The organism is Streptomyces sp. NPDC051740, from assembly GCF_044453165.1.
In the GTDB taxonomy this organism is placed as follows: Bacteria; Actinomycetota; Actinomycetes; order Streptomycetales; family Streptomycetaceae; genus Streptomyces; species Streptomyces atrovirens.
Genome location: NZ_JBITCL010000017.1, coordinates 1 through 17258, shown reverse-complemented (window position 1 = coordinate 17258; position 17258 = coordinate 1). Strand labels below are relative to the sequence as shown.

Sequence of the window (17258 nt, the reverse complement as noted above, 5' to 3'; positions counted from 1 at the left end):
GCGGGTCAGCGTTCGCTCACCGGGCCGGTGCTGTCGATGCCGGCCGGTGCCCGACGTCCCGTCACGCCACTCAGGCGGGTTCCGGCTGCGGTGCCCGTCGCAGGGCCGGTGCGGCCGTCGTCTCCCACAGCGCGGTGGTGCGTGCGTAGCCGTAGATCACCGAGGCCATCGCCAGGACGAGGAGGGGGCCGAACGCCCACGGGTACTCGGCCATCTGCAGCGGCAGCCGGTGGTACGACGCCAGGAGCACGGTGAAGACCGTCGTGCCGTAGGCGACCAGCCAGGTGGCCGACCGGTCCCAGCCGCGTGCGAGCGAACGCATCGCCGCCTCGATCGTGAGCGCGAACACCACGCCGGCGACGAGGTCCACGCCGTAGTGGTAGCCGAAGCCCAGCGTGGCCGAGAGGGTGGCGACCAGCCAGAACGTGCCCGCCCAGCGCATCGCCCGCGAGCCCTTGCGGGTATGGACGAAGAGGGTGACGGCCCACGCGGTGTGCAGGCTGGGCATGCAGTTGCGCGGGGTGATCCCGTCGAACGGGATCGGGCGCGGGGTGCCGATGGACGGCAGCGTGTCCGGCCACAGGTGGCCCACCGCCCACTGGCCGCCGTCGGCGCCGTAGGCGTAGACCGGCCCGACGACCGGGAAGATCATGTAGACGGCCGGTCCGAGCAGACCGATGACCAGGAAGGTGCGCACCAGGTGGTGGGCCGGGAAGCGGCGTTCCACCGCCACGTGGCGCAGCTGGTACAGCCCGACGAGCGCCGCCGCCAGCGGGAGCTGGCCGTAGACCACGTGGAGGAGGAAGGGGCCGATCGGTTCCGTCGCCTCGACGATCCGGCCGGCCAGCCACGACGGGTCGCCCAGCGCGCGGTCGGCGAGCGCGACGTACGGGTCGAGCACCGTCGGGCGGGTCTTCGACGTGATGAGCAGCCAGGTGTCGCCCGTCTTGTGGCCGGCCACCAGGAGCAGGCCGAGTCCGGTGCCCTTCAGCAGCAGCAGGCGTTCCGGGCCGGTACGGCGGGTGACGGCGACGACCGCGATGCCCAGGACCACCCACAGTGCGCCGTTGCCGAAGTTCATCTCGGCGTCGGCCGCCCACCGCACCAGGAAGAAGACGACGTCGATGCCGATCGCCGCGCCCGCCGCGAGGAGCCGTTGCCGCCAGGTGAGCACCACCATCGCCAACGCGAGACCGGCGTACAGCAGCGGTCCCGAGTCGGGGGCGAAGATCACCTCGCGTGCGTGGTGGGTGATCGGCCCCGGCAGGCCGTAGCGGCGCGCGGTGGATTCCAGCGCTATGAGGAATCCGAGGGTCACGACACCCGCGGCCGCCCACGGCATCGCCCGCGGCTGACGTAGGTGCGCCGGTATTCGGCTTGGTTCCGTTTTCACTGCCTGGTCTGTGGGTGAAGATCGGGTGATCGGGTGATCGGGTGGTCGTCCTGGGTCCGCACATGCTAACGGCACCCTGTGGGTCCGATGTGAGTCAGGGCCGACCTCGCCCGGCCCGTGGCTGCCCCGTCGCCCGGCGGCACGCCTCCGCGTACCCCCGGACCAGGGGACGGGAGCCGTCCTCCGTCCGCCGGGCCAGGACGTACCGGCTCGGGGAGAGGCCGTGGACCGGGCGGGTCGTGACGTCGCCGAGGGTGATCAGAGGGGCGTTGCCCGCGGCCACCAGGCAGATGCCGAGGCCGGCGACCAGGGCCGTGCGGAGGTCCTGGCCTGGGAGAAGCGCGCCCGCGCCACGGCCTTCGACGCCTGACGGCACCGCTGCCGCGCCCGGCCCGTACGTGCGTACAGGACCCCGCGGGTAACCTCCGCCGGGACGGCCCGCGGTGTCCGGAAACCGTGCGTACAGGACCCCGCGGGTAACCTCCGCCGGGACGGCCCGCGGTGCCCGGAAACCGTGCGTACAGGACCCCGCGGGAAACCTCCGCCGGGACGGCCCGCGGTGCCCGGAAACCGTGCGTCAGCGGCGACGCGGGGTGGGGCGCCGGGCGGCTGGACGGCCGGGCGCCGCGGTTCTGGTCCCGGGGAACACCGCTCGCCCACGGACCCCCGTCCGCGTGGGCGCCCCGGGGACGGGGGCCGTCACCTCACGCCTACGATGCGGCTCGTGTCCATACCTCCGCCCCACGGGCCACCGCAGGAACCCCAAGGCCCCCAGGGTCAGCACCCCGCTCCCCGGGGTCAGGTCCCGTATCCGCCGCCGCGGTTCACCTACGGCGGCGGGCCCGGTCCCGCGCCGTACGGGCTCTACGGGCCGTACGGTCCCCGGCCGCCGGCCGTCGTCAACGGTGTCGCCGTCGCCGCCCTGGTGTTCGGCGTGCTGTGCCTGGTGCCGGCCGTCGGGCTGGTGCTGGGGCTGGTCGCGCTGCGGCAGATCGGGCGGCGGGGGGAGCGGGGGCGGGGGATGGCGATCGCCGGAACCGTGCTGTCGTCGCTCGGGCTCGCCCTGTGGGTGGCGGCCCTCGCCTCCGGTGTCCTGACCGACGTCTGGGAGGGCATCAAGGACGGGGCGCGCGGCGACAGCGTCCTCGCCCTGGCCAAGGGCGAGTGCTTCGACTCGCCCGGCGGGCTGGAGGGCTGGGCCGCCGACGCCGACCGGGTGTCCTGCGCCCGGGAGCACGACGGTGAGGTCTTCGCCGTCGTCCGCCTTCCCGGCGACCGCTATCCGGGCGACGACAGCCTCACCGACACCGGCGACGAGCGGTGCTACGACCTCCGGGACGCCTACGTCATGGACGGCTGGGCGCTGCCCGCCACCGTGAACGTGTACTACCTCGTCCCGTCCCGGGAGAGCTGGCGCTTCGGCGACCGCGAGATCACCTGCGTCTTCGGCGACCAGGACCCGCGGAAGACCCTCACCGGGTCGCTGCGCCGGGACGGGACCACCCTCGACGCGCACCAACTGGCCTATCTGGAGGCCGAGGCGGTCCTCGACGCGGTGCTGGACGAGGCCCCCGAGTCGGAGTACCCCGAGGACGACCTGCCGGGGCACAGGGAGTGGGCGGCGGAGGTCGCGGACGCGCTCGCCGAGGAGGCCCGGATGCTGCGTGCGCACGAGTGGCCCGCCGGTGCCGAACAGGCGGTGGGGGACCTCGCCGCCGACCTGGAGGAGGCGGAAGGGGCGTGGGCGAAGGCCGCCGGGGCCGACGACGCGGACACGTACATCGAACACGCCGACGCGGGCTGGGACGTGACCGACCCCTACGTCTCGGTCACCGCGCGCCATGCCCTGGGGCTGACCTCCACGCCGCCCGAGTACGACGAGGAGGTCGAGCGCGACACCGGCGACGGCGGAATGAAGGTGTGAGGGCCGCCATAGCGGGGAGAAAGTGCCTGCGTAAAGCCCTCACCCGGCAGATGTCATCACATCGAGTGATTCTCTGGCCTTCGCTTGCCTGGGACAACCTACGGTTGCCACGCTGTTGCTGTCTGTACAACCTGATGGGAGCGGCCAGTGACATTCGGTGAGCAGCCGGCGTATCTGCGTGTCGCGGGTGATCTCCGCAAGAAGATCGTCGACGGCCGACTGCCGCCGCACACGCGGCTCCCCTCCCAGGCGAGGATCCGCGAGGAGTACGGCGTCTCGGACACGGTCGCGCTGGAGGCGCGCAAGGTCCTCATGGCGGAGGGGCTCGTCGAGGGCCGCTCCGGCTCGGGGACGTATGTGCGCGAGCGTCCGGTGCCCCGGCGGGTGGCCCGCTCCGGGTTCCGTCCGGAGCGGGGGGCCACGCCGTTCCGCCAGGAGCAGGCCGACGCGGGCGTCCGGGGCACCTGGGAGTCCGGCAGCGAGCAGGTCGAGGCCCCCGGCGCCGTCGCCGAGCGGCTCGGCATCGAGCCCGGCGACCGCGTGATGCGCACCAGGTACCTCTTCCGGGAGGCCGGCGAGCCGATGATGCTCTCCACCTCCTGGGAGCCGCTCGCCCTCACCGGCCGGACCCCCGTGATGCTGCCCGAGGAGGGGCCGCTCGGCGGCATGGGCGTCGTCGAGCGCATGCGCGCCATCGACGTGATCGTGGACAACGTCACCGAGGAGGTCGGTGCCCGCCCCGGCCTCGCCGAGGAGCTGGTGCTGCTGGGCGGCGTCCCCGGGCATGTCGTCCTGGTCATCGAGCGCACCTACTTCGCCTCGGGCCGCCCGGTCGAGACCGCCGACGTGATCATCCCCGCCGACCGCTACCGGGCCGCCTACCACCTCCCGGTGAAGTAGCGAACCCGGCGGGGCGGGACGGGCCCGCCCGCCCCGCCGCTCCTTCCCCGGGACACGGTCCGCCGCGCCCCGGCCCTCGGCGCTCCCGGCGAAGCCCCTCACGCCCCCGGGGGAACCTGGTCCCCGGTCCTCCGTGCTCCCACCGAGGCCCTCTCCAGGTGATCCTCGTGCGCCTTCGCGCTCCCTTCCGCGCCCCCGGTTCGTCTCCGCTCCGGCGCGCCGCCCGTGGCGCCGTCGCCCCCGTGCCGTAGCAATCTGGCCGTTCTCCCAGGTCGCCCCCGGAGCGCGGTGTGCCGGGCGGCGTGCCGCTGACCGGACGTGTCGGCCTTCCCGCACGGCGCGTCCGCCACCGTGCGCCCCCTGCGTTCTGGCTGGTTGCGTGCCTCTTTGTGAAAAGGCGTATTCGCTCAGTGAAGGTAAGGCGTAGGCTCGGGCATATGCGGACCGGGGTTTCCTTATCGGGCGGGGCGCGGCACCGGCCGCGGACGGGAAGTGGAGGGGAGCGATGAACGACGGCACGGTGACTCTTCCCTGGCTCGTCGTGCGCCAGGACGACAACGGCAATCGCTACCGAGTGGGCAGGTACGCGACCCGCGCCGAGGCCGAGAGGATCGCGGACAGCCTCGACGGGCGCGGACACAAGCAGCTCTACTGGGTCGAGCGGATCAGCCAGAACGGAACGTCCGCCGACTGACCCCGACCGCCGGCGGGTTCCTGCCCGCACCTCCCGTAGGCTCCGGCGCATGAGCGAGCGGATCGTGGTGGTCGGTGCGGCCCTGTGGCACGAGGGGCGGCTGCTCGCCGCCCGCCGGAGCGCACCCGCCGAACTGGCCGGGCGCTGGGAGCTGCCCGGCGGCAAGGTCGAGCCGGGTGAGACCCCCGAGGCGGCCGTCGTGCGGGAGCTGCGCGAGGAGCTCGGGATCGACGCCGAGGCCGTGGAGCGCGTCCCGGGGGAGTGGCCGCTGCGGACGCCGTACGTGATGCGGGTGTGGACCGCGCGCCTGCGCCCCGGCTCCGCCGCGCCCCGGCCCCTGGAGGACCACGACGAGCTGCGCTGGCTCGCCCCCGACCGGATCTGGGACGTCGACTGGCTCGACCACGACGTGCCCGCCGTCCGCGACACCCTCACGCACCTCGGCCTCCGGGAGGGCGTGTGAAGCGTGAGTCCGGCGTGCGGAGGCGGAGGTGACGGTGCGTGGGAGCCTTTCCGCGCCGCTCGTGCCACGATGCGCCGTCGGACGCGGTACTCCGTCCGGGATATCGGGTATATGCCCATTAACCTTGCGAAACCGTACATGGGTGGACTCTCTCGGCGGGGAAGTGATCCGCGTGAGCGACACCGACGGCGACCACGCCGCGTGGACCTTCTCCGCGGACCCGGGCACCGTGCGCGCCGCCCGCCGCGCCGTCCGTGACCAACTGCGCCTCTGGGACCTCGACAGCGTCGGCGACCTCGCGGCCCTGCTGGTCAGCGAACTGGTCACCAACGCCCTGCGGCACGCCACCGCCCCCGTCGGCGTACGCCTGACGCGCCCCGCGGACCACACCGGTGTCCTCCTGGTGGAGGTCTCCGACCCCCTCCCCGAGCCCCCGCACGAACGCGCCGCCCGGCCCGAGGACGAGGGCGGACGCGGGCTGCAGCTCCTGGCCTCCGCCTCCCGCCGCTGGGGCACCCGGCCGGGCGCCGCCGGCAAGACCGTGTGGTTCGAACTCGCGGTGCCGAGATGAGGGATCGCACGCCCGTTCACGGTGTACGCGCCCGCCACTTCCGTCGGGTGACCGGTCCAGGGCTGTAGAGGTTGTCGAAGAGGGGGTTCGACGACGTGTCCGCTGGTTAGAAGACTGGAAGTGTTCTCACGGCGCGGACCGAAAAGCATCGGGACCGTGCTGTGATCGTGAACACCGTGTTGTGCGGCGCCGTAGTGCTGGATACTGCGGGCAGCCGCCCCCGGTGACCGGTGCCGGACGCGGTGAGCTGGAGGGGACGGTTCGCGTGAGCGAGATACCAGCGAAGGCCACGGAGTCCGAGGACTCGTCGGGCGGCGCGAGGAGCGGGGCCGTGGACGGCCCCGTCCTCGGCGATGCCCCGTCCGCCGACGCGATGTGGCAGAGCAGTCCGCCCGGCTCCATCTACGACTACATCAAGGTCGCCTCGTTCTCCATCGGCCCGGACGGGCTGGTCGACCAGTGGAGCCTGCGCGCCGAGCAGATCTTCGGCATCCCCGCCGAGCGGGCCGTCGGCATGGACCCCATCGAGGCGTTCATCGAGCCCGTCCGGCGGGAGCGCGGCCAGCGCAAGATGGCCGAGATCCTCGACGGCCGGGAGTGGACCGGAGTGGTGCCCTTCCGGCTGCCGGCCACCATGGTGGCGGACGAGCGCGACCGGGAGGGCCTCGCCGAGGTCTACGTCATGCCGACGCGGACCGAGGAGGGCGAGAAGGCCGCCGTCTGCATCGTCGTCGACGTCCGCACCCTGCGCCGTATCGAGACCGATCTCGCCGCCTCGCAGGCCATATTCGGCCAATCTCCGTTCGGCTTCCTGCTGATCGACCCCGACCTGCGGGTACGCCGCGCCAACCAGCGGTTCGCGTCCATCTTCGGCGGAGCCCCCGCCGACCACCGCGGCAAGGGCGTGCACGACTACCTGCCGCGCGGGGAGGCCGAGCGGGTCGCCGCGACCCTGCGCCGGGTCCTGGAGTCCGGCGACTCCATCACGGACATGCACGTCACGGGCTTCGTGCCGGGCTCCGACGAGCGCCGCCACTGGTCCGTCAACCTCTACCGCGTGCACAGCGGCAGCGGCCGGCCCATCGGCGTCGCCTGGCTCGGAACCGACATCACCGCCCGCCGCGCGGCCGCCCGGGAGGCCGCCGCCGCACGGCGCAATCTCGCCCTCCTCAACGACGCGGGCGCCCGCATCGGCAACTCCCTGGACCTGGAGACGACCGCCCGCGAACTCCTCGACGTCGTCGTCCCCGGCTTCTGCGACCTGGCCACCGTCGACCTGTACCAGGGCCTGCTGGCCGGTGACGAGACCCCGCCGGGGCTCGCCGACGGCAGCGCGGAGGTGCGCCGTGTCGCCTTCGCCAGCGCCGTCTCCGACGCGCCGTTCAGCGTCACCGGGGAGCCGGTGAAGCTGGGCGCCGTCCACCACTACCCGTTCAACTCGCCCTGTGCGGACGCCCTGCGCACCGCCCGCCCGCAGAGCGTCCCCGGCGGGGACGGCGGCCTGGTGCAGTCCACGCTCGCCGTGCCGATGGTCGCCCACGACACGGTCGTGGGACTCGCGCAGTTCGCCCGCACCAAGGGCAGCGAGCCGTTCGGCGACCGCGACCGCGAACTCGCGGTGGAACTGGCCGCCCGCGCCGCCGTCTGCATCGACAACGCCCGCCTCTACCGGCGTGAGCACGAACGCGCGTTGATACTGCAACGCTCGCTGCTCCCGCCCGGCGACCCGGAGGCATCCGGCCTCGACATCGCCTGCCGCTACCTGCCCGGCAGCGTGGCCACCGGCCGGGCCGGCGAGGTCGGCGGCGACTGGTTCGACGTCATCGAACTGCCCGGCCACCGCACCGCGCTGGTCGTCGGTGACGTCATGGGGCGCGGTCTGCGCGCGGCCGTCGCGATGGGCGAACTGCGCACCGCCGTACGGACCCTGGCCCAGCTCGACCTGGAACCCGCCGAGGTGCTCTCCCAGTTGGACGAGATCGCCCGGGGCCTCGGCGCCCCCGGAGGCGTCCAGCAGGCCACCAGGGCCGCCCGCCGCCCCCGCGAGGCCGACCTCTCCGAGGTCTACCTGGCGACCTGCGTCTACGCCGTCTACGACTCGGTGACCAGGCGCTGCACCTTCGCCAACGCGGGCCATCTGCCGCCCGTCCTGGTCGAACCCGGCGAGCCCGCGCTGATGCTGGACGTACCGCCCGGAATGCCGCTCGGCGTCGGCGGCGAGCCCTTCGAGGAGGTGGAGGTCGAACTGCCCGAAGGCGCTCTTCTCGCGCTCTACACGGATGGACTGGTCGAAAGCCGCGACCACCCCCTCGACGAGGGCCTCCAGGCCTTCGTGCACGCCCTGACGGACCCCTCCGCACCCCTGGAGGACGTCTGCGACCACGTCCTCAACACCCTCGACACCCACCACGGCGAGGACGACATCGCCCTGCTGATGGCCCGCGTCCAGGGACTGCCCGCCGAGTCCGTCGGCGACTGGACCCTGCCCCGCGAGCCCCGCAGCGTGGGCCGCGCCCGCGAGTACGCCCGCGCGCAGTTGATCGGCTGGGACATGGAGCCCCTGGTCGACACCACGGAACTCCTGGTCAGCGAGTTGGTCACCAACGCCCTGCGGTACGGCGAGGGAGAGATCAGACTCCGTCTCCTCCTCGACCGCACCCTGGTCTGCGAGGTCTGGGACTCGGGTCTGGTCCAGCCCCGTCGCCGCCGCGCCCGCGACACCGACGAGGGCGGCCGGGGCCTCCAGCTCGTCGGCCTGCTCAGCGCGGCCTGGGGCTCCCGCCGCACCCCCCGCGGCAAGACGGTCTGGTTCGAACTCCCCCTCCCCGGCACCGACACCACCCTCACCGACCCGGCGGAGGCGCTGCTGAGCCTGTTCTGACGGCCCGTCGGCGCGGCGCGTATACGCTCGCGCCATGCCCACCACCCCGATCGCCCCGGTGCGCCTGACGGCCGGCCCCCTCACCCTGCGCCCCTGGACGCCCGAGGACGCGGCCGTCCTGGCCGGGCTGTACGAGGACGAGGCGATGCGCCGCTGGGCGAGCGCGCCCGTGCACGACGAGGCGGGCGCGGCGCGCTGGGTGGCCGAGCAGCGGCGCGGCTGGGAGACCGGCGAACGCCTCGCGTTCGCCGTGGAGGAGACGGAGGCGTCCGACGCCCGGCCGTCGGGCCACGTCGTACTCAAGCGGTCGATCGCGACCGCCGCCACGGCCGAGGTCGGCTACTGGACGGCGGCCCACGCGCGGGGCAGGGGAGTGGCACCGCGAGCCCTGACGGCCCTGGCCGACTGGGCCTTCACCACCTTCGCCCGGGAGGGCCTGACCCGCCTGGACCTGCTGCACCAGGTCGACAACACGGCCTCCTGCCGGGTCGCCGAGAAGAGCGGCTTCGTACTGTCCGGCCTGCTCCCCGCCGCCCCGCCGGACTTCCCTCTCGACGGCCACCAGCACATACGGCAGGCGCTCCGCGCCACATGACCGCAACCGGAACACCCGTTCCCCTCGTCCTCCCCTCAACATCAACCACGCGGCTGCCCAACGGGAGTCGACGGCCGAGGGGAGCCGGCATGGACCGCACAGAGCCGCAGGAACCGGCGACCACGGCGGAACCCCCGCCTCCGGAACCGGTCCCCGACACCGCACCGGAGCCGGCCGGAGCGGGTGAGGCGGGCTCCCCGCCGGAGCCGGTGGGCGACGGCTCCGCGGCAGCCCCCGACGGGCAGGCCCGCAGCCGCCGCAGGCCCTGGCTGCGCCGGACCGGACGCATCGCCCTCACGGTCGCCCTTCTCCTGGTCGTGCCCCTCCTCGCCGTCGAGACCGCCCTGCGGATCAACTACACGGGAGACCCGGCGGACACCGCGTACAGCCGCGACCGGGACGCCATGTGGCTGGGGCACGCCTGGGTCGACGGGCGGAAGAAGGACGCCGACGTCACCGCGCTGGCCCGCCGTCTCGAGGACACCGGGATCCGGGACCTGTACGTCCACTCCGGGCCGCTGGAGCACGACGGGACCCTGCCGGAATCGAAGTACCCGCGCGCCCGCTGGCTGATCGACGCCGTGCACCGGGAGCTGCCCGGTGTCCGCGTCCAGGCCTTCCTCGGTGATGTCCTCGCCAACGGAGGTCCCGACGGCCTGCACCTGGACCGCGCCGCCACCCGCGCGGAAGTCGTCCGCAGCGCCGGTCAGGTCCTGGACGTGGGCTACGACGGCGTCCACCTCGACCTGGAGCCCCTGCACTCCGGCGACCGGGACTACCTCTCCCTCCTGGACGACCTGCGTGCCGTCACCCGTGACCGGGACGCCCAGCTGTCCGTGGCCGCCCACCAGATCGACCCGCTCCCGCACCTCCACTCGGTCGCCGGTTTCTTCGCCGACCACCCCAAGTGGTGGTCGCAGAAGTTCTTCGGCCAGGTGGCCCGGCGCGTCGACCAGATCGCCGTGATGTCGTACGACACCGCGCGCCCGTTGGAGAGCACTTACGGCGGTTACGTGGCCCAGCAGACCTCGCTCGCCCTGGAGGTCACCCCGCCCACCACCCACCTGCTGATGGGGTTGCCCTTCTACTACGAGAGCAACCCCAGTCACTGGGGTCACGCCGAGACCGTCGCCGCCGCGGTCCGCGGGGCCCGCCTCGGCCTCTCCCGGACGGACCCCGACCGGGAGCTCTTCGGCGTCGCCCCGTACATCGACTTCGCGGCGACGGAGACGAACTGGAAGGAGTACCGGGAGGGCTGGGTCCGCTAGGACCGGCGTCCGATCTTCGAGCCCAGCCACACCAGCGGGTCGTACTTGCGGTCCACCGCCCGCTCCTTCAGGGGGATCAGCGCGTTGTCCGTGATCCTGATGCCCTCGGGGCAGACCTCCGTACAGCACTTGGTGATGTTGCAGTAGCCGAGGCCGTGTTCGTCCTGGGCCGTGCGGCTCCGGTCCAGGCCGGTGTCGCCGGCCGCGTCCAGCGGGTGCATGTCGAGCTCCGCGACCCGCATCAGGAAGCGCGGCCCGGCGAACGCCGGTTTGTTCTCCTCGTGGTCGCGGACCACATGACAGGTGTCCTGGCACAGGAAGCACTCGATGCACTTGCGGAACTCCTGCGAGCGGTCCACGTCCTCCTGCGTCATCCGGTACTCGCCCGGACCGACCCCGGCCGGCGGTACGAAGGCCGGGACCTCCCTGGCCTTGGTGTAGTTGAAGCCGACGTCCGTCACCAGGTCCCGGATCACCGGGAAGGCCCGCAGCGGGGTCACGGTGATCGTCTCGTCCGGCTCGAACACCGACATCCGGGTCATGCACAGCAGCCGGGGGCGCCCGTTGATCTCCGCCGAGCACGAACCGCACTTGCCGGCCTTGCAGTTCCAGCGCACGGCGAGGTCGGGGGCCTGGGTGGCCTGGAGGCGGTGGACGATGTCGAGGACCACCTCGCCGTCGTTCACCTCGACCTCGAAGTCCTCCAGGCCGCCGCCCTCGACGTCCCCGCGCCACACCTTGAAGCGGGCCTCGTAGCTGCTCACTCGTAGAGCTCCTCTTCGGCGAGGTACTTGACCAGCTCCTCCTTCTCGAAGAGGGCGAGCAGGTCGGGGCGGACGGGTTCGGTGGTCTCACGGGTGAGGGCGACCTGGCCGCGCGCCGCGTCGGTGGCCGCGAGACCGTCCGCGGGGCCGGTGAGCGCGCACAGCAGGTTCACGTTGCGCCAGGACCGGTCCATCCCGGAGTGGTCCTCCCGCGTGTGGCCGCCGCGCGACTCGGTGCGCTCCAGTGCCGCCCGGGCCACGCACTCGCTGACCAGCAGCATGTTCCTCAGGTCCAGGGCGAGGTGCCAGCCGGGGTTGAACTGCCGGTGCCCCTCGACGCCGGCCCGGCGGGCCCGCAGGCGCAGCTCGGCGAGTTTCTCCAGGGCCCGCTCCATCTCGTGCTCGCGGCGGATGATGCCGACCAGGTCGTTCATCGTCTGCTGGAGTTCCTGGTGCAGGGTGTACGGGTTCTCCGGCGGCCCCCCGTCCGGCTCCCCGCCCTCCGCGGAGAACGGGCGCAGGGCCTCCGCGGCGGCCGTGTCGACCTGTACGTCGTCCACGCGGGGCCGCGCCGGCCCCGCCCCGCTCGCGTACTCGGCCGCGTGCCATCCCGCCCGGCGTCCGAAGACCAGCAGGTCGGACAGGGAGTTCCCGCCGAGCCGGTTGGAGCCGTGCATCCCGCCGGCCACCTCACCGGCCGCGAACAGCCCCGGCACCCCGCGCGCCGCCGCCGAGTCGGAGTCGACGGCGATGCCGCCCATCACGTAGTGGCAGGTCGGCCCGACCTCCATCGCCTCCGCCGTGATGTCGACGTCCGCCAGCTCCTTGAACTGGTGGTACATCGACGGCAGCCGCCGTTTGACGACCTCGGCCGGCATCCGCGTGGACACGTCCAGGAAGACCCCGCCGTGCGGGGAGCCGCGGCCCGCCTTCACCTCGGCGTTGATCGCGCGGGCCACCTCGTCGCGGGGGAGCAGTTCGGGCGGGCGCCGGTTGTGGTCCGGGTCGTCGTACCAGCGGTCGCCCTCGTCCTCGGACTCGGCGTACTTCTCCTTGAAGACGTCCGGGATGTAGTCGAACATGAACCGCTTGCCCTCGGAGTTGCGCAGCACCCCGCCGTCCCCGCGCACCGACTCGGTGACGAGGATGCCCTTCACCGACGGCGGCCAGACCATCCCGGTCGGGTGGAACTGCACGAACTCCATGTTCAGCAGCGGGGCCCCGGCGAGCAGCGCCAGCGCGTGCCCGTCGCCGGTGTACTCCCACGAGTTCGACGTCACCTTGAACGACTTGCCGATGCCGCCGGTCGCGATCACCACGGCGGGCGCCTCGAGCACGAAGAAGCGGCCGGACTCCCGCTCGTACCCGAAGACGCCGGAGGTGCGGGAGCCGTCCTTGAGCACGCGCGTGACCGTGCACTCCTGGAAGACCTTCAGCCGGGACTCGTAGTCCCCGGTCTCGCGGAAGTCCTCCTGCTGGAGCGCGACGATCTTCTGCTGGAGGGTGCGGATCAGCTCCAGGCCCGTGCGGTCGCCCACATGCGCCAGGCGCGGGTACTCGTGGCCGCCGAAGTTGCGCTGCGAGATCCGGCCGTCCTTCGTCCGGTCGAACAGCGCGCCCCAGGTCTCCAGCTCCCACACCCGCTGCGGCGCCTCCCGGGCGTGCAGCTCGGCCATCCGCCACTGGTTGAGGAACTTCCCGCCGCGCATGGTGTCGCGGAAGTGGACCTGCCAGTCGTCCCCGGGGTTGGCGTTGCCCATCGCCGCCGCGATGCCGCCCTCGGCCATCACGGTGTGCGCCTTGCCGAACAGCGACTTGCAGATCACCGCCGTACGGGCGCCCCGCTCGCGCGCCTCGATCGCGGCGCGCAGACCGGCGCCGCCGGCCCCGACCACGACGACGTCCCACTCCTGTCGGTCGACCACGGACACAGTTGAGTCCCCCAGCTAGAAGAAGCGCGGATCGTCGAAGACACCGGACGCGACGAGGTACACGTAGAAGTCGGCGAGCGCCACGCTCAGCAGCGACGCCCAGGCGAGCTGCATGTGCCGGGCGTTCAGCCGGCCCACCGCCTGCCACATCCGGTAGCGCACCGGATGCCGGGAGAAGTGCTTCAGCTTCCCGCCGACGATGTGCCGGCAGGAGTGGCAGGAGATGGTGTACGCCCAGATCAGCGCGATGTTGACCAGGAACACCAGGGTGCCCAGACCCATGTGGCCCCACGCGTAGTGCTCGTCGCGGAAGGCGAGCACGGTGTCGTAGGTCAGGATGCCGGCGACCGGGATCGCCGCGTAGAAGAAGTACCGGTGGATGTTCTGCAGGATCAGCGGGAAGCGGGTCTCCCCGGTGTACCTGGTGTGCGGTTCGGCCACCGCGCAGGCCGGCGGGGACGCCCAGAAGCCCCGGTAGTAGGCCTTGCGGTAGTAGTAGCAGGTCAGCCGGAAGCCGAGCGGGAAGACCAGGATGATGATCGCCGGCGAGATGCCCCACCAGCTTCCGAACAGCTCCCAGTTCGGCCCGGCCCGCATCGGCTCGCAGTTCTCCGCGAGGCACGGCGAGTAGAACGGCGAGACGTACGGCGCCGCGTAGTAGTCGGCGTTCGCGAAGGCCCGCCAGGTCGAGTAGACGACGAAGGCGAGCAGCCCGGCCGCGGTGGCGGCCGGGGCCAGCCACCAGCGGTCGGTCCGCAGGTGCGGTGCGGCGATCGCGGCGCGCGTGCCGGTTCTCACGCCGCCGCTTCGGGGATGGGGTTCGGTGGCAGGAGGTTCCGTGCCAGTGGCCACTTGTCCGCTCCGGTAGGGGTCGGGGGGCGCCGTGATCGGCGGGGGGTCAGGGGGCGCGACGGTCGCGGGCGCCGAGACCCTCGTCGTCCGTGTCCACCCACAGCGAGGGGTCGTACGGCGTGTCGGAGATGGTCACGAGATCGGGGCGTCTCTGCGAGGCCGCGACGGCGGGGGCCGTCTCCCGCAGCAGCGCGACGCTCTCGCGCAGGTGATTGGTGTCGGCGCGGACGCGGCGCATCTCCAGGCCGCCGCTGCCCATTTCCTTCTCCAGGCGCCCCACCGACCTGATCAGGTCGTCGAGACAGCGCTGGACCGATGTCAGTTCCTCGTGCACGGACATGACTTGCCCTCACTTCCGCGGGTCCTTCAGGCCCAAGGCGGCAACGTTCATGCGCCTGAGAGTGTTGCGCGTCACACCTTGCGCTGTGAAGGGATGTGCATCGATTGGCCGAGGCGCACGGGTGCGCTCTTCGGTGCTTTGCGCCGCACGGGTGGGCTTGCCGCCCGTGGCCGCCGTGTCGCCCTGAGTTGCCGAACCCTTTCCTCTTCAGTGGGCCGCGTACATCGGATGAGCTCCAAATACCACCAAAAGTGATCGTAACGCCCGCGGCTTCCCGGAGGTACCCAGAGATGTCCCACGACGGCGTCGGCCCGCGCGCGGCTCTGCGCCCGCTCGCCCTCCTCACCGTTGGCGTGCTCGCGGTGCCCGCGCTGGCCGGATGCGGCTCCGACGACCCGGCGGGCAAGCCTCTCGCGGGAGCGGACATCGCACGCGCCGACCGGTCCGGGATCGCCGACGGGGGCACCCTGCGCTGGGCCGTGGACACCGTCCCGGACACCCTGAACGCCTTCCAGTCGGACGCCGACGCCACCACCACCCGGATCGCCCAGGCCGTCCTGCCGTCGATGTACCGGATGGACAGCCGGGGCCGGCCGGTGCGCAACCCCGACTACCTGGAGTCCGCCGAGGTCGTCGACACCGAGCCCAGACAGGTGGTGCTCTACCGGCTCGACCAGCAGGCCGTCTGGAGCGACGGCCGCGAGATCGGCGCCGCCGACTTCGCCGCCCAGTGGCGCGCCCTGTCCGGCAAGGACACCGCCTACTGGACCGCCCGCAACGCCGGCTACGACCGCATCGAGAAGATCGAGCGGGGCAAGAACGACCTCGAGGTCAAGGTCACCTTCAGCCGTCCCTACGCCGACTGGAAGTCCCTGTTCACGCCGCTGTACCCGAAGGAGGTCATGGGCACCCCGGACTCCTTCAACGACGGGGCCCGCAAGAAGCTGAAGGTCACCGCCGGGCCCTTCACGGTGAAGAAGGTCGACACCGGGGAGGACGAGGTCACCCTCACCCGCAACACGCGCTGGTGGGGCGACCCGGCGAGGCTCTCCACGATCGTGCTGCGGGCCGTGCCCCGCGACAAGCGGATCTCCGCGCTCAGTGCCGGCACCGTCGACCTGGCCGAGATCGACCCGGCCGCCGCCCGCCGCATCACCGCCGCCGCGCTGCCGCGGAGCGGGGGCAGTCCGCTGGCGGGCCCCGGCGCCCACCGGTCCGCCGCGGACGCGCTGCGCTCCTGGGCCATCGCCAACGGCTCCGACGAGGAGGCCGCCGACGAGGAGGTCTCCGCCCGTAAGAAGCTGAGCGAGAAGATGGCGAAGTACGCCCGTCAGCAGAAGGCCCTCGCCGGCTTCGAGGTGCGCAAGTCACTGGAGCCCGCCTACACCCAGCTCGCCCTCAACGGCGCCGACGGCCCCCTCGCCGACGAGCGGGTCCGCCGTGCCGTGGCCCGCGCCCTGGACCGGCAGGCCATCGCCGAGGCGGTCCTGGAACCGCTCGGCCTGCCCGCCGAGCCCCTCGGCAGCCACCTCGCGCTGTCCGGCCAGGCCGCCTACGCCGACGGCAGCGGCGCCCTCGGCGAGCAGGACGCCAAGGAGGCACGGGCGCTGCTCGCGGACGCCGGCTGGGTGCCGGGCGGGCCGGTGAAGAAGGAGGAGGACGAGGGGGAGGAGGCGGCCGGCTCGGAGGGCGAGAAGGGCGGGGACTCCGAGGAGGACACCGAGTCCGAGGGCGGCGACGACGGCACGTACATCGTCGGGGACGACGACAAGGCCCCGCGGGACTCCGGCACCGGGGCCGGGCGGCTGGAGCAGGGCGACGGCGACGACAAGGCCCCGCGGGACTCCGGTACCAGTACCAGGCAGCTGAAGCAGGGCGGGGCCCCCGGCGCCTACGCCCCCGAGGGCACCGCCGCCCCGGCCCGGGCCGGGAACGCCCGCGTCGCCAAGGACGGCAAGGCGCTCACCCTCCGCTTCGTCCTGCCCTCGGGACCGGGCTCGGACACGCTGCGCACCGTGGCCGGCCGGATCTCGGAGATGCTGGAGCGGATCGGCATCGGTACGAAGATCACCAAGGTCGACGACGAGAGCTACTTCAAGGACCACATCGCGTCCGGCGAGTACGACCTCGCCCTGTACTCCTGGCCCGCGACCGCCTACCCCGCCACCGACGCCCGCCCCGTCTACGCCAAACCGGTCCCGGCCGCCGACGGCTCGCTGAACGTGGAGCAGAACTACACCCGCGTCGGCACCGACCGGGTCGACCAGCTCTTCGACCAGGCCGTCACCACGCTCGACGCCTCCGAGCGCCACGCCCTGCTCCGCAAGGCGGACTCCCGCATCTGGGCGGCGGCCGGCTCCATCCCCCTCTACCAGCGCCCCCAGCTCACCGCCGCCCGCAAGAACCTGACCAACGCCGGCGCGTTCGGATTCCGTACACCGGTGTACGAGGACATGGGCTTTCTGAAGAAACCGGCGCGGGGGCCGGGCGCGGAGAGCGCCGGGCCGTCGGCCGGCGACTGACGCCGCACAGACGAGAAGCGGGGGGGCGGGCCCGCCGGGGGGGCGGGGGGGGGGGGGGGGGGGGGGGGGGGGGTGGGGGGGGGGGGGGGGGGGGCGGGCGGGCGGGGGCGGGGGGGGGGCGCGGGCCCCGGCGGGGGGCCGGGGGCGGGGGTGAGCAGGG

Annotated in this window: 14 protein-coding genes and 1 pseudogene; 9 read left to right on the top strand and 6 right to left on the bottom strand. The window is 72.9% G+C overall.

All coding sequences use genetic code 11. From position 1 onward, the window contains the following. Positions 1–70 precede the first annotated feature (70 nt). Positions 71–1342, bottom strand: coding sequence for a phosphatase PAP2 family protein (locus tag ACIA6T_RS25580; protein WP_399448800.1), 1272 nt, complete (start codon positions 1340–1342; stop codon positions 71–73). A gap of 145 nt (positions 1343–1487) precedes the next feature. Further along, positions 1488–1709: pseudogene (locus ACIA6T_RS25575) on the bottom strand (hypothetical protein); the annotation flags it as partial. 408 nt (positions 1710–2117) lie between these two features. Here ACIA6T_RS25575 and ACIA6T_RS25570 point away from each other — a divergent pair. The 8 genes from ACIA6T_RS25570 to ACIA6T_RS25535 all read left to right on the top strand — a co-directional run bounded on the left by ACIA6T_RS25570 (position 2118) and on the right by ACIA6T_RS25535 (position 10689). Then, positions 2118–3317 carry a DUF4190 domain-containing protein gene (locus ACIA6T_RS25570; RefSeq protein ID WP_399448798.1) on the top strand — a complete coding sequence of 400 codons (1200 nt, stop codon included), beginning with the start codon at positions 2118–2120 and terminating at the stop codon, positions 3315–3317. Between the two features lie 147 nt (positions 3318–3464). Further along, positions 3465–4217: a GntR family transcriptional regulator gene (locus tag ACIA6T_RS25565; protein WP_399448796.1), complete on the top strand. Its 753-nt coding sequence runs from the start codon at positions 3465–3467 to the stop codon at positions 4215–4217. A gap of 505 nt (positions 4218–4722) precedes the next feature. Beyond that, positions 4723–4911, top strand: coding sequence for an SPOR domain-containing protein (locus ACIA6T_RS25560; RefSeq protein ID WP_073932281.1), 189 nt, complete (start codon positions 4723–4725; stop codon positions 4909–4911). Between the two features lie 49 nt (positions 4912–4960). Further along, positions 4961–5374: a (deoxy)nucleoside triphosphate pyrophosphohydrolase gene (locus ACIA6T_RS25555; protein ID WP_399448795.1), complete on the top strand. Its 414-nt coding sequence runs from the start codon at positions 4961–4963 to the stop codon at positions 5372–5374. Positions 5375–5516: 142 nt separating this feature from the next. Continuing rightward, positions 5517–5945, top strand: a complete 429-nt coding sequence (locus ACIA6T_RS25550) for an ATP-binding protein (protein ID WP_399448794.1) — start codon at positions 5517–5519, stop codon at positions 5943–5945. Positions 5946–6210: 265 nt separating this feature from the next. Beyond that, complete coding sequence (locus ACIA6T_RS25545; protein ID WP_399448793.1) at positions 6211–8826, top strand: SpoIIE family protein phosphatase; 2616 nt, start codon at positions 6211–6213, stop codon at positions 8824–8826. A 34-nt stretch (positions 8827–8860) separates the two neighbouring features. Continuing rightward, entirely contained in the window at positions 8861–9421 is a 561-nt protein-coding gene (locus ACIA6T_RS25540) for a GNAT family N-acetyltransferase (protein WP_399448791.1), read from the top strand. A gap of 89 nt (positions 9422–9510) precedes the next feature. Further along, the gene (locus ACIA6T_RS25535) at positions 9511–10689 is read left to right on the top strand and encodes a glycoside hydrolase family 18 protein (protein ID WP_399448790.1); all 1179 of its coding nucleotides are present in this window, start codon (positions 9511–9513) and stop codon (positions 10687–10689) included. On the opposite strand, the gene ACIA6T_RS25530 is transcribed toward ACIA6T_RS25535, so the two are convergent. From ACIA6T_RS25530 to ACIA6T_RS25515, 4 genes are read right to left on the bottom strand one after another with little or no spacing between them, the layout of a single operon-like run. Next, positions 10686–11453, bottom strand: a complete 768-nt coding sequence (locus ACIA6T_RS25530; RefSeq protein ID WP_399448789.1) for a succinate dehydrogenase/fumarate reductase iron-sulfur subunit — start codon at positions 11451–11453, stop codon at positions 10686–10688. The genes ACIA6T_RS25535 and ACIA6T_RS25530 overlap by 4 nt on opposite strands. Beyond that, positions 11450–13384, bottom strand: coding sequence for a fumarate reductase/succinate dehydrogenase flavoprotein subunit (locus ACIA6T_RS25525; RefSeq protein WP_399448788.1), 1935 nt, complete (start codon positions 13382–13384; stop codon positions 11450–11452). The genes ACIA6T_RS25530 and ACIA6T_RS25525 overlap by 4 nt, the downstream gene beginning before the upstream one ends. A 15-nt stretch (positions 13385–13399) precedes the next feature. Continuing rightward, positions 13400–14236: a hypothetical protein gene (locus tag ACIA6T_RS25520; RefSeq protein ID WP_399448787.1), complete on the bottom strand. Its 837-nt coding sequence runs from the start codon at positions 14234–14236 to the stop codon at positions 13400–13402. A 46-nt stretch (positions 14237–14282) separates the two neighbouring features. After that, positions 14283–14576, bottom strand: a complete 294-nt coding sequence (locus ACIA6T_RS25515; RefSeq protein WP_399448786.1) for a hypothetical protein — start codon at positions 14574–14576, stop codon at positions 14283–14285. 290 nt (positions 14577–14866) lie between these two features. On the opposite strand from ACIA6T_RS25515, the gene ACIA6T_RS25510 reads away from it, so the two are divergent. Next, positions 14867–17098, top strand: coding sequence for an ABC transporter family substrate-binding protein (locus ACIA6T_RS25510; RefSeq protein ID WP_399448785.1), 2232 nt, complete (start codon positions 14867–14869; stop codon positions 17096–17098). The last annotated feature ends 160 nt before the right edge of the window (positions 17099–17258 follow it).

Coding starts and splice junctions, on each gene's coding strand:
- ACIA6T_RS25540 (WP_399448791.1), top strand. CDS start 8,861: ATGCCCACCACCCCGATCGCCCCGGTGCGCCTGACGGCCGGCCCCCTC.
- ACIA6T_RS25580 (WP_399448800.1), bottom strand. CDS start 1,342: ATGCCGTGGGCGGCCGCGGGTGTCGTGACCCTCGGATTCCTCATAGCG.
- ACIA6T_RS25560 (WP_073932281.1), top strand. CDS start 4,723: ATGAACGACGGCACGGTGACTCTTCCCTGGCTCGTCGTGCGCCAGGAC.
- ACIA6T_RS25535 (WP_399448790.1), top strand. CDS start 9,511: ATGGACCGCACAGAGCCGCAGGAACCGGCGACCACGGCGGAACCCCCG.
- ACIA6T_RS25515 (WP_399448786.1), bottom strand. CDS start 14,576: ATGTCCGTGCACGAGGAACTGACATCGGTCCAGCGCTGTCTCGACGAC.
- ACIA6T_RS25555 (WP_399448795.1), top strand. CDS start 4,961: ATGAGCGAGCGGATCGTGGTGGTCGGTGCGGCCCTGTGGCACGAGGGG.
- ACIA6T_RS25510 (WP_399448785.1), top strand. CDS start 14,867: ATGTCCCACGACGGCGTCGGCCCGCGCGCGGCTCTGCGCCCGCTCGCC.